Raw genomic sequence first — 16,972 nt, forward strand, 5'->3', positions numbered from 1 at the left:
TCAATATTTAATATAAAAATCTTATATATTGACAAATTCCAAAGAAAAAGTTATACTACAAAACAAAAGCGGGACAGGAAGGCTATGGAACAAATCAAAAGCACGCGGGATAGAATTCTTCATACATTATTGACCCACCCCAGATCCACCATCAAGGAATTGGCTGACGCTGCTGGTATTAATGGAATCTCTGTAAGGCATCATTTAAACGCTTTAATGGCAGAAGGGTTAATTGTAATTGAAGAAGAACGTCACGGCGTGGGCAGGCCTCGCCAGGTGTACTCCCTTTCCGAAAAAGGGATGGAACGCTTTCCATCCCGATATCTGCGTCTGACCAACCGCTTACTGGAACAGTTAAAAGAAGCCCTTCCTGCTCCCATGGTGAGTCGATTGTTTGAACAAATTGCGGAAGATATTGCGGCAGAAGCGGCCGAAAAGGTAAAATCTCTGCCTTTCGAACAAAAAATGGAAGCAGTCAAACAATTGCTGGCTCAGGAAGGCTTCACAGTGGAATGGGAACAACAGGGTGACCAGTACGTGATTCGGGAAATTACCTGTCCGTACTATCAAATTGGTCAATCACACCCGGAAGTGTGCGCGGTGGATCAACAATTGATCAGCACCATGCTGGCAACCCCAGCAGAGAAAGTTTCCTGTGTATTGTCGGGAGACCCTCACTGTAGTTATATTATCAGCAAAAAATCTATCGTGGAGAAAGCCAAATGACCGAGACTCAAAACCAAAACCGTCCGGAATGGGGTATTGATTCTACACACCCCGAGTTGGTTGAACCGCTTACTGAAGCCTTACGCACGATTGTTGATCCGGAAATTGGTTTGAATATTATTCAGTTAGGGTTGGTTCGCGATGTAACCATTGAGGATGGCAATGCTTTAATCAAAATGATTCTCACCACTCCATTCTGCCCATATGGGCCAGCCATGCTGGAAACCACACGTCAGAAAACGGAAGAAGTTTTAGGGATACCCACACATATCGACTTTCGGGCAGATGAGATGTGGGACTTTTCCTATATGGAAGAAGGGCTGATTGATGATTGGGGGATTTACTAACTCCAGGGGTTCTTAAAAACCTGGATTAATTTCATTGCCAGCCCCATATCTCCTTTGACTTGTAAGCGGCCCTGAAAAAATGCATTCATTGGGTCGCTTTTCTTTTGTAAGATATCCATAAGTGTTTGCATGTCTGAAACCAACGTAAGATGTGGCTTTTCCACTCTTCCTTCGCCACCTTCAAGATGTCCGTTTTCGATCCGCAGGTAGTAATTTCCACCATTCATTCCACTTAACTCAACCTGGATAACGGCCTTGATTCCCCCTGCTTTTTCCGGTTGAAAAGCCTGCAACAGAATTTGAGTGATTTGATTTTTTTCTGGTTCTTGCATGATTTCCTCAACTCTCCAAAATTTCTCTGATTGTACCTGCAACCGATTGAATTGCCAAATTCCTGTAAATCTTTCAGAACTCTCATAAACAAATCATCCATCATAAATTGCAAAAATTTTTGGATAAGTTACTCCAATAATCACCATTACTGCAAGAAAAATCACTTTGCCGTGATAGATAATTCCCTACACAGGCACCCCATATCAGTCGCTCAAGAATATCCGACCTTCAGAAAACCATTGTAAGACATTGAGGAAGTGATTTCACAAAAAGATGAAAATCGAATAAAATAACTTCCATATTGCTCCTTGCGGAAGCCCTGCCATGATTCGATCGGTATATTATACTAACCATCATATCATTCCCCAAACCAACCTCTCCATTGAGGAAATTCACAGGGCCTTGCAGGATCCTGAAGGATTGCTGTGGGTCTGCCTGAGCGCGCCCACAGAAGAGGAACTGCAAACTATCCTTGGAAACCTGTTTCATTTTCATCCTCTGGCTATCGAAGATTGTACAAGTCATGGGTATCAGGTCTCTAAAATAGATGAGTTTAGGGACTATTTATTCATTGTCATGCACGCACTTCCCTCAGGAAAATTTTGGGAAATTTCAGAACCGATTGAGGTAGATATCTTCCTTGGGAAAAATTACGTTGTGAGCGTTACTCATGAAAGTTACGTATCCCCCATTGAAACCGTATGGAAACATCTTGAGAAAGATGAACGCCTGATCACTCGCGGCTCGGATTTTCTTTGCCATGCCATTCTTGATCATTTGGTAGATGATTATCTTCCTGTACTGGATGAAATTGATGAACAAATAGAATTTTTGGAAGATCAGGTTTTGCAATCTCCTACCCCTGATGTACTTTCTAAAACCCTTGAAATGAAACACGCACTAATGTCCATGCGCAGACTGGTCGCCCCGCAACGAGAAATTATGAATCGTCTGAGCAGGGATGAATTTCCCATGATTGACCAGCAGAGCAAGATTTATTTCAGAGATATTTACGATCATCTTGTACGACTTCAGGACCTGTCAGAATCTCTGCGAGACATTGTGACTGGTATTCTGGATATCTACCTGAACTCGACATCTCTTCGCCTTAATGAGATCATGAAAGCACTGACAATTGTCTCCACGATTTTCCTGCCGTTATCCTTCGTCGCGGGGGTATACGGCATGAATTTTATCCATATGCCAGAACTCGGCTGGCGCTATGGTTATTTGATGGTGTGGGTTATTTTTTTCCTGATTGCTTCAGGGATGATACTCTTCTTCAAAAAACGCAATTGGTTTTGAGGGAATTATGACTACCATATGGACAGACAGCACTGCAGATTTAAGCCCTTCGCTCATTGAAAGATACACTCTTTCCGTCATCCCCCTGTACGTTCTTCTGGATGACAAAACCTTTCTGGATGGAGTGGAAATTCAACTTCCACAATTGTTTGATTTTGTATCCAGAACAGGGAGATTACCCAAAACTTCAGCAGCATCCATTGGAGATTTCCTGAAACGTTTTGAAACCCCTGGTCCCCATGTGTACATTGGAATTTCTTCGCAACTGTCGGCAACATTGAAAAATGCCATCCTTGCCAAAGAGCATCTTGGAAGAGACGATATCTATATTGTCGACAGCCTGAATCTTTCGACCGGCATTGGGATGCTTGCCGTGGAAGCAGCAGAATTGAGAGACTCGGGGTATAGCGCCGCACAAATTGCCGAGGAAATCTCTCAACGTGTACCCAAAGTACGCACATCTTTTATCATTGATACTCTGGATTATCTGTATAAGGGTGGAAGATGTTCCGCACTGCAAAACCTCATGGGCAGTCTGCTCTCGATTCGCCCGATTATTGAGGTCCGCAAAGATGGCACCCTCGGCGTGCGTTCCAAGACCCGCGGTGCAAGAAAAAAAGGATTGATGAGCATGGTCGCTGACTTTGAGAAGGACCTTCCGCAAGTCTGGTTGAAGAGAGTATTTATCACCCACACAGGCTGCGATGAGGATGCTGAGTTCCTCAAACAAGAACTGTTGAGCCGTGCGCCGATTGAAGAAATTCATATGACTTATGCCGGTTCAGTCATCGCCAGCCATTGCGGGCCAAACACCATCGGCATCCTGTACAGATTGAAATAAAGCAGTTGGCTTTAGCAGGATCAGTCAATACAATGAATTGAGGATAAAACAGGGCGGGCTCCACTTTGAGTCCGCCCTAGCACTCTATATAATCGCCATTTGTTTTCCGATTTGATAGAAAATTTCCAGGACCTGATCTAATTGTTCATCGGTATGGGTAGCCATGTAACTGGTGCGCAATAACTGCATGCCTGGAGGAACAGCCGGAGAAATAACCGGATTGACAAATACTCCCGCTTCAAACAGTGCCTTCCAGAAAAAGAACGTTTTCTGATCATCACCAATAATAATGGGGATAATGGGAGTTTGTGAATTGCCCGTGTTATATCCCATCTCCTCAAAGGATTTTTTCATCTTCTTTCCAATATGAATTACCCGCTGAACACGCTCAGGCTCCTGCTCCATAATTTCGAGCGCAGCCAGTGCGGCGGCAGCATTTGCCGGAGGGATACTGGCACTGAAGATTAACGAACGGGCATGATGCTTGATATAATGGACAACGTCCTCATCTCCGGCGATGAAACCGCCCAGTGAGGCAAAAGATTTGCTGAAAGTGGACATAATCAAGTCCACCTGAGCCGTTACGCCAAGTTCTTCCGCAGTTCCTCTTCCTCCCCCCATCACTCCCATACCATGAGCATCATCAACCATCAACCGTGCACCATATTTCTGGCAAACAGGGACCATCTCCTTCAAAAGCGCCAGGTCTCCCCCCATACTGAAGACACCATCCACAACGACCAGTTTTCCGGCTGATTCTGGCAAAGACTGAAGCACTTTTTCCAGATGAGTCACATCATTATGGCGGAAGCGGGCAATTTCGCCAAAACTTAAGCGCGCTCCGTCCACGATGCTGGCATGGTCATCCTTATCAAGGATCACGTAATCTCCCCGTCCGACAATTGCCGAAACCGCACCCAAATTTGCCTGCATACCGGTAGAAAACACCAGAGCCGCTTCTTTCTTTACCCACTTCGCAAGGCGACGTTCCAGTTCTTCGTGCATTTCAAGCGTGCCGTTGAGGAACCGCGAACCTGTGCAACTGGTCCCATACCTTCGGATGGCTTCCATCGCGGCTTCACGCACTTTAGGGTGGGTGGTCAAACCGAGGTAATTATTCGAACCGCACATGATCAGCCGGTGCCCTTTATATACCACCTCAGTTCCCTCGTTTTCGTTCAAAGGGATAAAATATGGATAGTATCCTTCTTTTATTGCCTCCTTTGCGGCAGTAAACTGATGGGTTTTTTCAAAGATGTCCATATGAATTCCTCGTGGGTTGAAATGAAAGAATTAATCTTGCTCTGAAAAATAAAAAATAAACCGATTCAGAGCATGAGTTGATTATACTGGATTAAGGATGGTTAAGAGGCGCGGTTTACGCTTATAATTTTATTAAGGACGTTTATCAGGGAGGGCATATGTCAAAACTCGTCGGTGGAATTGAAGCAGGTGGTACCAAGTTCATTTGCGCTGTTGGCAGCGGTCCCGATGATATTCGGGCAGAAATTCGTATTCCCACGACCCAACCGGAAGAAACGCTGGGAAAAGTCATTGCATTCTTCAAAGAACAACAAGAAAAATACAGAGAACAATTGCGCAGCATTGGTATCGCATGTTTTGGACCCATTGACTTAAATCCCCATTCATCTACGTATGGATTCATTACCTCAACTCCAAAACCAGGTTGGAAGAACACGAATGTTGTAGGTGCCATTCGAAAAGCCCTGAATCTGCCCATTGCTTTCGAACATGACGTGGTAGGCGCAGCCATTGGAGAAGCCGCATGGGGTGCCGCAAAAGGGCTGAGCGATTTTATTTACATTACCATTGGGACAGGAATCGGTGGGGGAATTCTGGTCAATGGGAACCCCATTCATGGGCTGGTTCATCCTGAAGTTGGACACATGCGTCTTCCCCACGATCTCAAAAAAGACCCCTTCCTGGGGAACTGTCCATATCATGGCGACTGTTTTGAAGGGTTGGCTTCCGGGCCCGCACTGGAAAAACGCTGGGGAATGCCGGGCTATCAAATCCCTGATGACCACCCTGCGTGGTCACTTGAAGCCGAATATATTGCCCTTGCGGTGAGTAACCTGATTCTTACTACTTCTCCGCAAAAAATTATTCTGGGTGGAGGGGTCATGCAACGTTCTCATTTATTCCCAGTCATTCGTCAGAAAGTCCTGGGAATTCTGAATGGCTATGTGCAAGCAAGGGCACTATTAGATGACATTGAACACTATATTGTCCCACCGGGATTAGGCAACCGTGCAGGAATTCTAGGCTCACTAGCCATGGCACAACAGATTGTGTAAAGTACAGATAACATTAAGGCGGAGCCCAAGTAAGTAAACCGGCTCCGCCTCCATTTCAGGTAGATCAATCTAGAAATCCAGAATCTCGTGAGGTGTTTTCCCCAGATGAATTCGGATCACCCGCCGTCCACGCGCAACAAGTGACTCGTAATCTCCCAACGCTTGGGCTCGCTCTAATTGCCCAAAAGTTAAGTTCATGCCCGGAATTTCTACATCGGTTTGAGAGTCAGCGGTAATCTGGAGAAATAACCCATTGTTTGCCCCACCTTTGTGCAATTGCCCGGTTGAATGTAAGAAACGGGGCCCAAAGCCCAGAGTCGTCGGCAAGCCGGTCAATTGCTGAATCCAGGTACGCAATTTTCCTAAAACCGTCTGCATTTCGGGAGTGCGGGGCAAATAAGCATTGATGGCAATATAGTCCCCCTGAGTAGCATTTTGAAGAAAACGCATCACCACTTCCTTAAGAGACAGCCCATCAATTGGAGATGTACTGAAAACCTGAACACCATGCTTCTCCCATACAGGTTTTTCCTGTTCCAGTACTCCCGTTTCGTGGAAGTTTTGAATTTTCTTCACACTGCGATCTTTATTGTCCTGTACATCGGGCTGATCAAAACTATTTACGCCAATGACCGAACATGCAACAGCCGTAGCAACTTCCCAGCGGTAAAACTCTCCCGCAAGATCCATGGGATCGTTTGTGGTTATCACCACCACCGGATGATCACCTTGAACCAATTGGTTCACAAAATCATCTTTCTCTCCTGTAGAACGCAAGTATACAAACAGGCGATCCGCACCATACACATCTGCTGGATAAAGTGGTTCCAGGTCAACCGGGACAATGCCCTTGCCACGCTTGCCACTGCTTTCAGCGATTAATTGTTCCAGCCACGCCCCCAGAGGTTGCCAGAGAGCATCTGTGAGCAAAGTCACCTTATCACGCCCTGCCAGTGCGGATTCTCCCAGAATGGCTCCCAGCACCAAGCCGGGATTGCGTCCCGCAGGAATCTGAGGACGGCATTCTCTGGAAATTTGCTCGGCGCGCGACAAGAACTCCTCCAAATTAATTCCCAACAAACCAGCCGGCACCAATCCGAAAGCCGTCAGCGCTGAATTCCGTCCTCCAACAGTGGGGTCGGCTAAAAACACTTTGCGGAAATTTCGTTCCTTCGCAATCTTTTCCAGTTTTGTACCGGGGTCGGTAATTGCAATAAAATGAGAACCGGCTTTGGAGCCAAAACGGTCCACGGCTTTTTTCCAGAAATACTCCATGAATGCTGTGATTTCAATGGTCGTTCCAGACTTACTGGAAACAATGTAAAGCGTTCGCTCAACCGGGGACCATGACTCGACTGCCAGAACCTGCGCAGGGTCGGTAGAGTCCAGAATCAACAAGTCCAGAGCCGGATGCTCTCCAATCTTGCCCACTCCAAACACCTGACGTAAGACCTCCGGGGCTAACGAAGACCCCCCCATACCCAGCAAGACGGCATGGGTGAAACCCGCCTCTACTACTTCTTGGGCAAATTGCTCAATTGCAGAAACAAGAGCCCGACTGGTTTGAGGGGCTTCCAACCATCCCATTCGCTTGCGAATTTCTTCTTGTTCCTCTGGAATCGATGACCAGAGAAATGGATCATGGCGGTGAAAACGTTCTATAAATTGTGTCTCTTCGAAAACCTTAACCCTTTGAGATACTGCCCGGGCAAGTGGACCTAAACTGGAGTTAAACTCTTCCTTGCGTTGAGTTAGCGTCTGTAACAACGTAGAGAAAGAATCGGCGAAGGCTTTAACCCCTTCCTCTTCTAATTGGGCAGTGACCAACGACATGGAAATTCCCAGGTGCTCCAGGTGTGCCAGATGAGATTTTGCCTCTTCCACACCCTCTTCAAGGGTTAATGATACGTTACCGTGATCACGGAATGCGTCCAGAGTTTGAGGAGGAACCGTATTAACCGTCAAAGGGCCAATCAGTTCTTCAACGTAAAGCACGTCACGGTATCTTGGATTCTTCGTGCTGGTAGAAGCCCAGAGCGGGCGCTGTACCCGAGCCCCTTTTTCTGCCAATCTCTTAAACCGGGAGGAGTTAAAGGTCTCCTTAAAGATCTGGTACGCCAGTTTAGCATTAGCAATAGCCGTTTTCCCCATCAGGGAGCAGGCTTCTTCCTCAGTCAAATTTCCTTCTGCAATTAACTTCTCTAAAAGAGCGTCAACCTTTGTATCCACCCGGGAAACGAAGAAAGAAGCCACAGAGGCAATGCGATCTACCGGTAAACCTGCATTCACTCGCTTTTCCAAACCAGAAAGGTAAGCCTCAATGACCTCACGGTAACGTTCCAGGGAAAAGATCAAGGTCACATTAACATTGATACCCTGTGCAATCGCTTCCCGAATGGCTTCAAGTCCCTCTCGAGTAGCCGGGATCTTAATCATCAAATTCGGGCGGTCAACACGCTTCCAGAGTTCAAGGGCTTCTCGCACCGTTGCTTGTGCATCTCTGGCAAGGTATGGACTCACTTCCAGACTTACGTATCCATCCGCCCGATCACTTTTTTCATACAGGGGGAGGAAAAGGTCAGCGGCAGATTGAATATCTTCCACTGCCAGTTGATAAAAAATCTGCTCTGCACTCCAACCTGCCCAAGCCATTGGTGCAATGGCCGAGTCATAATCCTGTGATTTGGAGATTGCCAGATTGAAAATTGTGGGGTTCGAGGTAATCCCGCGAATTTCACCTTCTTCAATCATTCGCTTCAGCGTTCCGTTCTTAATCAGGGAACGCTGAATATTGTCATACCAAAGGGATTGACCTACCTGCATTAATTGCTGGAATCGGTTGCTCATACGTCTTTCGGTTGAACCGCTCCTTTCTGTTCAATTTTACGCACCTTCTGTACTCTGCGGACATGACGCTCTTCCTGAGAAAACTTCGCTCGAAGAAATGCCCGAACGAGTTCCTTGGCAAGTTCTTCACCAACAATCCTGGCACCGAGGCAAAGCACATTCATATCATCATGTTCCACACCCTGGTGTGCAGAATAGGTATCGTGGCAAACCCCTGCATAAACACCTTGAATTTTATTAGCGGCAATACAAGCACCTACACCCGAACCGCAAAGTAGAATCCCCCTATCCGCTTTACCACTGAGAATGGCTTCCCCTATTTTTAAGGCATAGTCTGGGTAATCGGAACTTTGCGCATCATAGGCCCCCAGGTCAAGAGGTTCATGCCCTTCTTCCTGAACCACACGAAGTACCGTGGCTTTTAATGGAAATCCACCATGGTCACATGCAACGGCTACCCGCATTTTAATATCCTCCCCTCAGAAGGGATTGCGCCTCTTCCACTATTCTTTCAACGGTCAATCCCAATTGCTGGTAAATGACCTTGTAAGGGGCAGATGCGCCGAAGCGCTCGATCGAAATGATCTTCCCCTCACAGCCAACCCAGCGTTCCCATCCCATACCAATACCTGCTTCTACAGCGATACGGTGCTTGATATGAGAAGGTAAGACGCTTTCACGATAGGAAACATCTTGTTGAGCAAACAACTCCCAGGAGGGGAAGGAGACCAAACGAACAGCAATGCCCTCTCTGGCAAGTTCCTTTCCGGCTTCATAAATCAGAGCAACTTCTGACCCCGAAGCCATCAGAATCACTTCAGGCAACTTATCCCCCAAATCGGCTAACACATAAGCCCCTTGAGCCACTCCACTTGCAGGGGCTAATTCTGTTCGGTCCAGTGTCGGTACTGGCTGACGTGAAAGTGCCAGAACAGTGGGTGCATGCCGCCGCTCAATAGCCACTTTCCAGGCCTCCCTGGTCTCATTGGCATCCGCCGGACGGAGCACAACCAGATTGGGGATTGCCCGTAAACTTGCCAGATGTTCAACAGGTTGATGGGTAGGCCCATCCTCACCCAGTCCGATACTGTCATGAGTAAATACCCAAATTGAACCCAAATGCGACAATGCCGATAAACGGATGGCTCCGCGCATATAGTCGGCAAACACAAGGAAAGTCGAGCCAAAAGGAATGAAAGCCCCATTGTAAGCCATACCGTTTACTATCGCACCCATGCCGTGTTCGCGAACCCCAAACTGCAAATTCCTGCCTTCCGGTGATTCTGCCTGGAATGAAGGCGAAGAATTCATCCAGGTCATCGTGGAGGGGGCTAAATCAGCAGAACCGCCCATCAATTCTGGCAATCGAGCAGCCAGGGCGTTCAGCACCTTTCCAGAAGCAACACGCGTAGCCATACCTTTCGGGTCAGCAGGGAACTCCGGCAATCCTTCAGCCCAGTTATCCGGTAATTTACCGAGAATTCGCCGCTCTAATTCAGATGCCAGATCGGGGTAGGATTGACGATAGGCTTCAAATTTCCTTTGCCATTCTTCCTCCCAATGTTTCCCTCGTTCGACAGCCTGACGGAAGAAAGCAAGAACATCATCAGGGATATAAAAAGAGGGTTCGAGAGGCCAACCCAACTTCACCTTTGCGCCACGAAGTTCCTCTTCACCAGGGGGCTCTCCATGGGCTTTGGCAGTATCCTGACGGGTAGGCAAACCATAGCCAATATGGGTGCGCACCACAATGAGGCTGGGGCGTGGATCGGTTTTAGCGAGCGAAATAGCCGAGTCGATAGCGTCAACATCGTTGCCATCTTCGACAAACAACACCTGCCAGCCGTACGCCTCAAACCGTTTCGCGCGGTCCTCGGTAAAAGCGACATCTGTAGAACCCTCGATGGTAATGCGATTGTCATCATACAGATAAATTAAATTTCCTAACTTCAAGTGCCCTGCCAGAGATGCGGCTTCTGCGGCTACCCCCTCCATTAAATCGCCATCCGTCACCAGAGCATAGATAAAATAATCAATTATTTCATGGCCAGGGCGATTGTACACAGCCGCCAGATGCTTCTCGGCAATTGCCATACCCACCCCATTGGCAAAGCCCTGTCCAAGCGGGCCAGTGGTTGTCTCAACGCCGGGGGTTAATCCATATTCCGGATGTCCAGGAGTACGACTTCCCCACTGACGAAACTGCTGAAGTTCCTCCAGTGGCAAGTCATACCCCGTCAAGTGGAGGAGACTGTACAAAAGCATGGATCCATGACCGCCGGACAAAATAAACCGATCACGGTTAAACCACCCCGGGTTTGCAGGATTGTGCCTCAAATGCCTTGTCCAAACGGTATAGGCAATTGCCGCCGCTCCCATAGGTAACCCCGGATGCCCTGAATTGGCCTTTTGGACACCATCAGCAGACAGAAAACGAATAGTATTCAAGGCTTTATTCTGAAATTCTTTTGTTTCCATTGTGCCCGCCCTTCGTACTTAAGGATGATTAGGCTGATGTAAAAGTTTCAACGAACTCACTTAGCATAAACAAAAATCTGAATTATTTTACCACCGCCCTTACAAACTTTTCTGGTGGGTTCGCCATATATAGTTTCGAGAATAGTCCATCATTTCCCAATTTCCAGGTTGTGACATTATTCCACCAAAGGGAATTCGAATGACGGATGAAAGGTGTTTTTCCTTATGTTATACTACCAGCAGATTCCACGACTCTTTCAGAAACAGGAGTGGTTATGAAAAAAGATTTCATCAGTATTCAAGATTACACCCCCGAAGAACTTCAAAGTATGCTGGATCTGGCAATTCAACTCAAAAAAGAGTACTTTTCAGGAGGCAATCCTCCCCTTCTCAAAGGGAAAGTATTGGGAATGATTTTCCAGAAGCCCAGTCTCCGCACTCGGGTAAGTTTTGATATGGCTATGCGCCATCTGGGTGGAGATGCCCTGTACCTCTCCCCCAACGAAATTGGTTTGGGACAACGCGAATCCATTGCAGATGTGGCACGGGTACTTTCAGGTTACGTTCACGCCATTATGGCTCGGGTTTTTGCCCATGAGCACGTTCTCGAACTTGCCAAATGGTCAAGCGTTCCGGTGATCAATGGATTGAGCGATTATGATCATCCCTGCCAAGCCATGGCAGATGCCCTTACTATCATTGAAAAATTCGGCACCCTCAAAGGGGTTAACGTCACCTTCGTGGGCGATGGAAATAATGTGTGCGTCTCGTTAATGCACATTGTGACTAAACTTGGCGGCAATTTCACCCACAGCGGACCTGAAGGGTATGACATGCCCAAACAGGCGGTAGAACTGGGGCTGCAATTTGCGTCTAAGAGTGGTTCTAAGGTTCGTTTCACGCGTGACCCACACGAAGCCGTCAGAGATGCTCAGGTTATCTACACTGACACCTGGACAAGCATGGGACAGGAAGCCGAAGCCAAAGAACGGGAGAAGGTCTTCCCGCCCTATCAGGTGAACGAACAACTGGTCAGCGAAGCAGACAAAGACTGCATTGTCATGCATTGTCTGCCAGCACATCGCGGTCAGGAAATCACCGATGCCGTTGCTGACGGGCCGCATTCTGCCATCTTCCCCCAGGCACACAATCGTCTCCATGCGCAAAAAGCCATTCTGGTTCGACTATTTCAGGCAGGGTAATCACGAAGGGATTTTATGAAATCTGAATACTTCATTGAACTGGAAGAAAAACACGGTGCCCATAACTACCATCCTTTGGATGTAGTTATCGAGCGAGCCCAGGGGGTCTGGGTGTATGATGTAGAGGGGAATCAATACTTGGATTGCCTTTCGGCTTATTCTGCTCTCAACCAGGGACATGTGCACCCCAAAATTCTGCAGGCGATGATTGAACAGGCATCGCGGGTCACATTAACCTCAAGGGCATTCCGCAATGACCAGTTACCTCTCCTGTACAAAGAACTCTCAGAACTGACTGGTTACGACATGTCGCTCCCCATGAACAGTGGGGCAGAGGCGGTAGAGACAGCGGTTAAACTGGCACGCAAATGGGCATACGAAGTCAAGAAAGTTCCCAAATATGAGGCTGAAATCATCGTGGCCAGCGGGAACTTCCATGGTCGTACAACCACCATCATTTCCTTCTCTACTGAACCTGCATATAAAGAGCCCTTTGGGCCCTTTACACCGGGTTTTGTAGTTGTGCCTTATGGCGATGCTGATGCACTGGAAAAAGCAATTACCCCGAATACGGCAGCAGTGCTTTTGGAACCCATCCAGGGAGAAGCCGGGGTCATCATCCCGCCGGCTGGATATCTGAAAAAGGTAGCAGAGATTTGCCAGAGAAATCAAGTGCTTTTCATCGCCGATGAAATCCAAACCGGACTGGGACGCACAGGGAAACTCTTTGCCAGCCATCATGAAAATGTTCGCCCGGATATGGTAGTGATTGGCAAAGCTCTCTCAGGAGGGTTCTATCCCGTTTCTGCCGTACTGGCAGATGAACCACTTATGGGTTTATTCCAACCCGGTGAACATGGCTCTACATTCGGTGGCAACCCGCTTGCCGCTGCCATTGCCCGTGCTGCCATTCGAGTGCTTCAGGAAGAGAACTTAATTGAGAATGCCGCGGTACAGGGTGAATACTTCATTGAACAACTGGCAGAAATTCCCAGCAAACACATTAAAGAAGTGCGCGGAAAAGGCTTGCTCATCGGCGTTGAGTTAAAGCCTGAAGCCGGCGGCGCCCGTCGATTCTGCGAAGCTTTGAAGGAACAGGGAATCCTGGCTAAAGAAACCCATATGCATGTGATTCGCTTTGCACCGCCACTCATCATTGACCGAGCAACCATTGACTGGGCACTCCCCAAAATCCGAGAAGTTCTCACCAGTCTGTAAAAATCACCGCCGCTCCGAAACTGGAGCGGCGGTATAATTTTGGAAAAAACGGGAGGAAAATTTGAAAAGGCGCGTCAAAATTATCGCCACCCTGGGCCCTGCCTGTGAAAATGCTGAGACCATTCGTGCCATGGCAGAAGCCGGAATGGATGTTGCTCGCTTGAACTTCTCTCATGGCACCCATGAACAACACGCTCAACGCATTCAAACTGTTCGACAAATTTCCAAAGAACTGGGAAAAGAAATTACCATTTTACAAGACCTTCAGGGACCCAAGTTGAGAGTTGGCGTTTTACCCGAGAATGGGGTTGATCTTTATCCCGGTGAATTGATTGTACTCACTTCAAAAAAAGAACTCCCGGAAGTTCCTCATTCTGCCAAAATCCTTCCCATGGATGTGCCTAATTTGGAAGCAAGCGTTCATGAAGGCAGCCGTGTGTTGATGGATGATGGGAATCTGGAACTCAGGGTCAAAGAGGTCACCCCTGATTACATTATCAGCGAAGTGATCAACGGGGGAAAACTTCGTTCACAGAAAGGGGTGAATCTGCCCGAAGCCAACCTGGGAATAGAAGGATTCACGGAAAAAGACCAAGCCGACTTAATGTTTGGACTGGAACATGGTGTAGATGCTGTGGCGATGTCGTTTGTGCGAACAGCCGAAGACATTCGCACCGTCAAGAGAGCCATTGAATCCTGGTGTCCCGAAAAGTGCTCTGTGCCTCTGGTAATTGCCAAAATTGAACTTCCCGAAGCCATCCAAAATTTACACGAAATCGTTCATGAAGCCGATGGTGTCATGGTAGCACGGGGCGATTTAGGAGTGGAAATGTCTCTGGCGGAGGTACCAACCCTCCAGAAAGAGATTATCTACCTAGCGAATCGTCACGCCAAGATTGTCATTACGGCCACTCAAATGCTGGAAACCATGATTCAAAATCCCCGCCCCACCCGCGCTGAGGCATCGGACGTGGCAAACGCGGTTTTTGATGGCACAGATGCCGTCATGCTTTCTGCTGAAACCGCTGCAGGGAAATATCCTGTTGAAGTGATTCGAACCATGGCATCTATCGTCACTGATGCTGAAATGAATTACACCATGTGGGGACATTACAAGGATTTACCCCGAGAAGCCGTCCAAAGCGACGCGCTGTCGATTACCTGGGCAGCACGAGAACTCGCTCACGACCGAGATGTGAGAGCCATTGTCGTTTTTACCGAGACCGGTCGAACGGCTTTATACACCTCAAAATCCCGCCCCGCTGTTCCCATCCTTGCATTCACCCCGGTTCAGGAAACCCTTCAAAAACTGGGACTGTTTTGGGGGGTTAGCGCCCATCTTGTACCGTTTGCTAACTCAGTAGAAAGCATGATTCAGATTGTTGAAGAAATGCTTTTGGGGAAATTGGGATTTTCTAAAGGCGAACAAATTGTACTCATTTCAGGCTTACCTGTTGGAGCAATGAGACAACCCAATTTCTGCCTACTCCACACCCTTGGAGAAACCTACACCTATTCTGGTAACGATAAAAAGGCATGAAAAGCATCCGAGACCTTATCCAAACGGAAGAACTCGATCAAATTTTGGGCAATCCCGAAGTGGTCATTGTGGACTGCCGGTTTGATCTGTTTCAAACAGAATGGGGCAGAGAACAATACCGGCACTCCCATATTCCCGGAGCATACTACGCCCACCTCGATGAAGATTTAAGTGGAGTTCGCACCCCACAAACGGGCAGGCATCCTCTTCCAGAAACCGAAGCCTTTGTCAGACTACTCTCTGCCTGGGGAGTTACCCCCAATTCACTTGTAGTAGCCTATGATCAAAATGGGGGAGCATTTGCCGCACGTTTGTGGTGGATGCTTCGGTATTGGGGGCATGAAAGGGCCTGTGTGTTGGATGGAGGATGGGAGAAATGGATACGCGAAAGAAGAAAAACCTCTACCGAAATTCCTGCCCCATCCAAGGGTACTCCATGGCTTACGCCAAAAAATGATTGGCTCATTTCCACGGAAGAGATGGCTTCGATCCTTGGGAACAATCAATGGAAAATTATTGATGCCCGAGCACCCCAACGATACAGCGGAGAAGAAGAGCCTATTGATCCTGTAGCCGGGCATATTCCCGGTGCTCTCAATCGTTTCCACGGCTTTAATCTGGCACCTGATAGCACCTTTCTTCCTCCCGATACCTTACGGCAACAATTTTTGGAACTTCTTGGAGAAACTTCTCCTGACCATACAATCGTATATTGTGGTTCTGGTGTGACTTCCTGCCATCACCTGCTGGCGATGTCCATCGCTGGCTTGGGAATGGGCAAATTGTACGCTGGTTCGTGGAGTGAGTGGATTCGTGATCCCAATCGCCCCATTCGACGGGGTAACCAACCATGAAAAAAGCCGTGCGAAACGGAGACTTCGCACGGCTTTTTTCCAAATAACATTCTATTAGTGCTCTGTTGCAATCATGGTTGAAATGTGGTAAACATACGGTATGACCACACGAGAAAGCAGATACGTCCGAGTGGCGAGGATCGCCTACCGGCTTGCCAAACAAGCATTACCGATGTATTCACATGCCAAGAGTCCCCATCACTTCACGTTGCCGCAGTTGGGGGCCTGTGTTTTGTTGATGTTCTACCTGAATCTCAGCTATCGCGACATGGAAGAATGGCTGCTGGCAAGCGATGCGGTTGGTAAGGAGCTGGAATTACCGCGTGTTCCCGATCATACGACCCTGCAACGTACCTACGCCAAGATACGCAAAGCGGATTGGATGCGCATGAACGAGACCTTGCTCGAGGAAATCGGACGGCCTGAAGAAGAAGGGGTGGCTGCCGATAGTACCGGCTTCTCACCCGGCCCGGCCAGTTCTTACTACCAAAGCCGTTCGGGAAAAGCCTATCGCCACTGGGCGAAGGGCGTTTATGCCGTTGGAATTGTCTCGCAATTCATCCTTGCGATGCAATCCGGCTGGGGTCCAGGTAGCGATGCCCCTTATCTGGGCTATCTGCGCCGCAAAGCCAGGCGGTTTGCCAAACGTCGGGCTTGGGTCTTGCTGGCCGATTCAGGGTTCGATGGTCGGACTGTCCGGCCTCAAGACTTGATTCCACCCGTTCGGCGAGGTGGAAATTTGCTGGCCCCTGAACGACGAGCAAGAAGCGAGCTTGTCTCTGCGGCTCGCCTGGATGGTCTCTATGGTCAACGCTGGAAGACCGAAACCGTGAATTCGGTCATCAAGCGCAAATTCGGGCAAGCCATCCGCTCGCGGAAACGCAGCCTGCAAAACCGAGAACCGATTATCAAAGGACTGGTCTACAACATACACCGCTAGGTGTATCTCTTCCTAACCTATCT

Annotated in this window: 15 protein-coding genes; 10 read left to right on the top strand and 5 right to left on the bottom strand. The window is 48.2% G+C overall.

Features of this window, described 5'->3' with window-relative positions; translation table 11 throughout:
• The first annotated feature begins 84 nt into the window (after positions 1-84).
• Both ANT_RS16355 and ANT_RS09025 read left to right on the top strand, forming a co-directional pair.
• Positions 85-726, top strand: coding sequence for a helix-turn-helix transcriptional regulator (locus ANT_RS16355; RefSeq protein WP_013560203.1), 642 nt, complete (start codon positions 85-87; stop codon positions 724-726).
• A complete protein-coding gene (locus tag ANT_RS09025; RefSeq protein ID WP_013560204.1) occupies positions 723-1,073 on the top strand; it encodes a metal-sulfur cluster assembly factor in 351 nt (116 codons plus the stop codon). Before ANT_RS16355 ends, ANT_RS09025 begins: the two co-directional genes overlap by 4 nt.
• Here ANT_RS09025 and ANT_RS09030 read toward each other — a convergent pair.
• Complete coding sequence (locus ANT_RS09030; RefSeq protein ID WP_041454867.1) at positions 1,070-1,405, bottom strand: SCP2 sterol-binding domain-containing protein; 336 nt, start codon at positions 1,403-1,405, stop codon at positions 1,070-1,072. The two genes, ANT_RS09025 and ANT_RS09030, sit on opposite strands and share 4 nt — an antisense overlap.
• 325 nt (positions 1,406-1,730) lie before the next feature.
• Between ANT_RS09030 and corA the strand changes: the two genes are divergently transcribed.
• Together corA and ANT_RS09040 are read left to right on the top strand one after the other, a co-directional pair.
• Entirely contained in the window at positions 1,731-2,711 is a 981-nt protein-coding gene (gene corA / locus ANT_RS09035; protein ID WP_013560206.1) for a magnesium/cobalt transporter CorA, read from the top strand.
• Positions 2,712-2,718: 7 nt separating this feature from the next.
• Positions 2,719-3,552 (top strand): DegV family protein, encoded by an 834-nt coding sequence (locus ANT_RS09040; protein WP_013560207.1) that lies wholly within the window; start codon positions 2,719-2,721, stop codon positions 3,550-3,552.
• Positions 3,553-3,636: 84 nt separating this feature from the next.
• On the opposite strand, the gene ANT_RS09045 is transcribed toward ANT_RS09040, so the two are convergent.
• Positions 3,637-4,815, bottom strand: coding sequence for an aminotransferase class I/II-fold pyridoxal phosphate-dependent enzyme (locus ANT_RS09045; protein WP_013560208.1), 1,179 nt, complete (start codon positions 4,813-4,815; stop codon positions 3,637-3,639).
• Between the two features lie 158 nt (positions 4,816-4,973).
• Here ANT_RS09045 and ANT_RS09050 point away from each other — a divergent pair, with 158 nt between their 5' ends.
• Positions 4,974-5,870: an ROK family protein gene (locus ANT_RS09050; RefSeq protein WP_013560209.1), complete on the top strand. Its 897-nt coding sequence runs from the start codon at positions 4,974-4,976 to the stop codon at positions 5,868-5,870.
• 69 nt (positions 5,871-5,939) lie between these two features.
• On the opposite strand, the gene ANT_RS09055 is transcribed toward ANT_RS09050, so the two are convergent.
• From ANT_RS09055 to tkt, 3 genes are read right to left on the bottom strand one after another with little or no spacing between them, the layout of a single operon-like run.
• Positions 5,940-8,717 carry a bifunctional transaldolase/phosoglucose isomerase gene (locus ANT_RS09055; protein WP_013560210.1) on the bottom strand — a complete coding sequence of 926 codons (2,778 nt, stop codon included), beginning with the start codon at positions 8,715-8,717 and terminating at the stop codon, positions 5,940-5,942.
• Positions 8,714-9,181, bottom strand: a complete 468-nt coding sequence (gene rpiB, locus ANT_RS09060) for a ribose 5-phosphate isomerase B (protein WP_013560211.1) — start codon at positions 9,179-9,181, stop codon at positions 8,714-8,716. The genes ANT_RS09055 and rpiB overlap by 4 nt, the downstream gene beginning before the upstream one ends.
• Before the next feature lies 1 nt (position 9,182).
• A complete protein-coding gene (tkt, locus tag ANT_RS09065) occupies positions 9,183-11,195 on the bottom strand; it encodes a transketolase (RefSeq protein WP_013560212.1) in 2,013 nt (670 codons plus the stop codon).
• A 275-nt stretch (positions 11,196-11,470) separates the two neighbouring features.
• On the opposite strand from tkt, the gene argF reads away from it, so the two are divergent.
• The 5 genes from argF to ANT_RS09090 all read left to right on the top strand — a co-directional run bounded on the left by argF (position 11,471) and on the right by ANT_RS09090 (position 16,949).
• Positions 11,471-12,397, top strand: a complete 927-nt coding sequence (gene argF, locus ANT_RS09070; protein WP_155818083.1) for an ornithine carbamoyltransferase — start codon at positions 11,471-11,473, stop codon at positions 12,395-12,397.
• Between the two features lie 15 nt (positions 12,398-12,412).
• Entirely contained in the window at positions 12,413-13,615 is a 1,203-nt protein-coding gene (gene rocD, locus ANT_RS09075) for an ornithine--oxo-acid transaminase (protein WP_013560214.1), read from the top strand.
• A gap of 61 nt (positions 13,616-13,676) precedes the next feature.
• A complete protein-coding gene (pyk, locus tag ANT_RS09080) occupies positions 13,677-15,155 on the top strand; it encodes a pyruvate kinase (protein ID WP_013560215.1) in 1,479 nt (492 codons plus the stop codon).
• Positions 15,152-16,009, top strand: coding sequence for a sulfurtransferase (locus ANT_RS09085; protein ID WP_013560216.1), 858 nt, complete (start codon positions 15,152-15,154; stop codon positions 16,007-16,009). The genes pyk and ANT_RS09085 overlap by 4 nt, the downstream gene beginning before the upstream one ends.
• Positions 16,010-16,139: 130 nt before the next feature.
• Complete coding sequence (locus ANT_RS09090) at positions 16,140-16,949, top strand: transposase (protein WP_172634560.1); 810 nt, start codon at positions 16,140-16,142, stop codon at positions 16,947-16,949.
• Positions 16,950-16,972: the final 23 nt, after the last annotated feature.

The organism is Anaerolinea thermophila UNI-1 (assembly GCF_000199675.1).
GTDB lineage: Bacteria > Chloroflexota > Anaerolineae > Anaerolineales > Anaerolineaceae > Anaerolinea > Anaerolinea thermophila.

Coding starts and splice junctions, on each gene's coding strand:
- rocD (WP_013560214.1), top strand. CDS start 12,413: ATGAAATCTGAATACTTCATTGAACTGGAAGAAAAACACGGTGCCCAT.
- argF (WP_155818083.1), top strand. CDS start 11,471: ATGAAAAAAGATTTCATCAGTATTCAAGATTACACCCCCGAAGAACTT.
- ANT_RS16355 (WP_013560203.1), top strand. CDS start 85: ATGGAACAAATCAAAAGCACGCGGGATAGAATTCTTCATACATTATTG.
- ANT_RS09045 (WP_013560208.1), bottom strand. CDS start 4,815: ATGGACATCTTTGAAAAAACCCATCAGTTTACTGCCGCAAAGGAGGCA.
- ANT_RS09040 (WP_013560207.1), top strand. CDS start 2,719: ATGACTACCATATGGACAGACAGCACTGCAGATTTAAGCCCTTCGCTC.
- corA (WP_013560206.1), top strand. CDS start 1,731: ATGATTCGATCGGTATATTATACTAACCATCATATCATTCCCCAAACC.
- ANT_RS09050 (WP_013560209.1), top strand. CDS start 4,974: ATGTCAAAACTCGTCGGTGGAATTGAAGCAGGTGGTACCAAGTTCATT.
- rpiB (WP_013560211.1), bottom strand. CDS start 9,181: ATGCGGGTAGCCGTTGCATGTGACCATGGTGGATTTCCATTAAAAGCC.
- ANT_RS09055 (WP_013560210.1), bottom strand. CDS start 8,717: ATGAGCAACCGATTCCAGCAATTAATGCAGGTAGGTCAATCCCTTTGG.
- ANT_RS09085 (WP_013560216.1), top strand. CDS start 15,152: ATGAAAAGCATCCGAGACCTTATCCAAACGGAAGAACTCGATCAAATT.
- tkt (WP_013560212.1), bottom strand. CDS start 11,195: ATGGAAACAAAAGAATTTCAGAATAAAGCCTTGAATACTATTCGTTTT.
- ANT_RS09025 (WP_013560204.1), top strand. CDS start 723: ATGACCGAGACTCAAAACCAAAACCGTCCGGAATGGGGTATTGATTCT.
- ANT_RS09030 (WP_041454867.1), bottom strand. CDS start 1,405: ATGCAAGAACCAGAAAAAAATCAAATCACTCAAATTCTGTTGCAGGCT.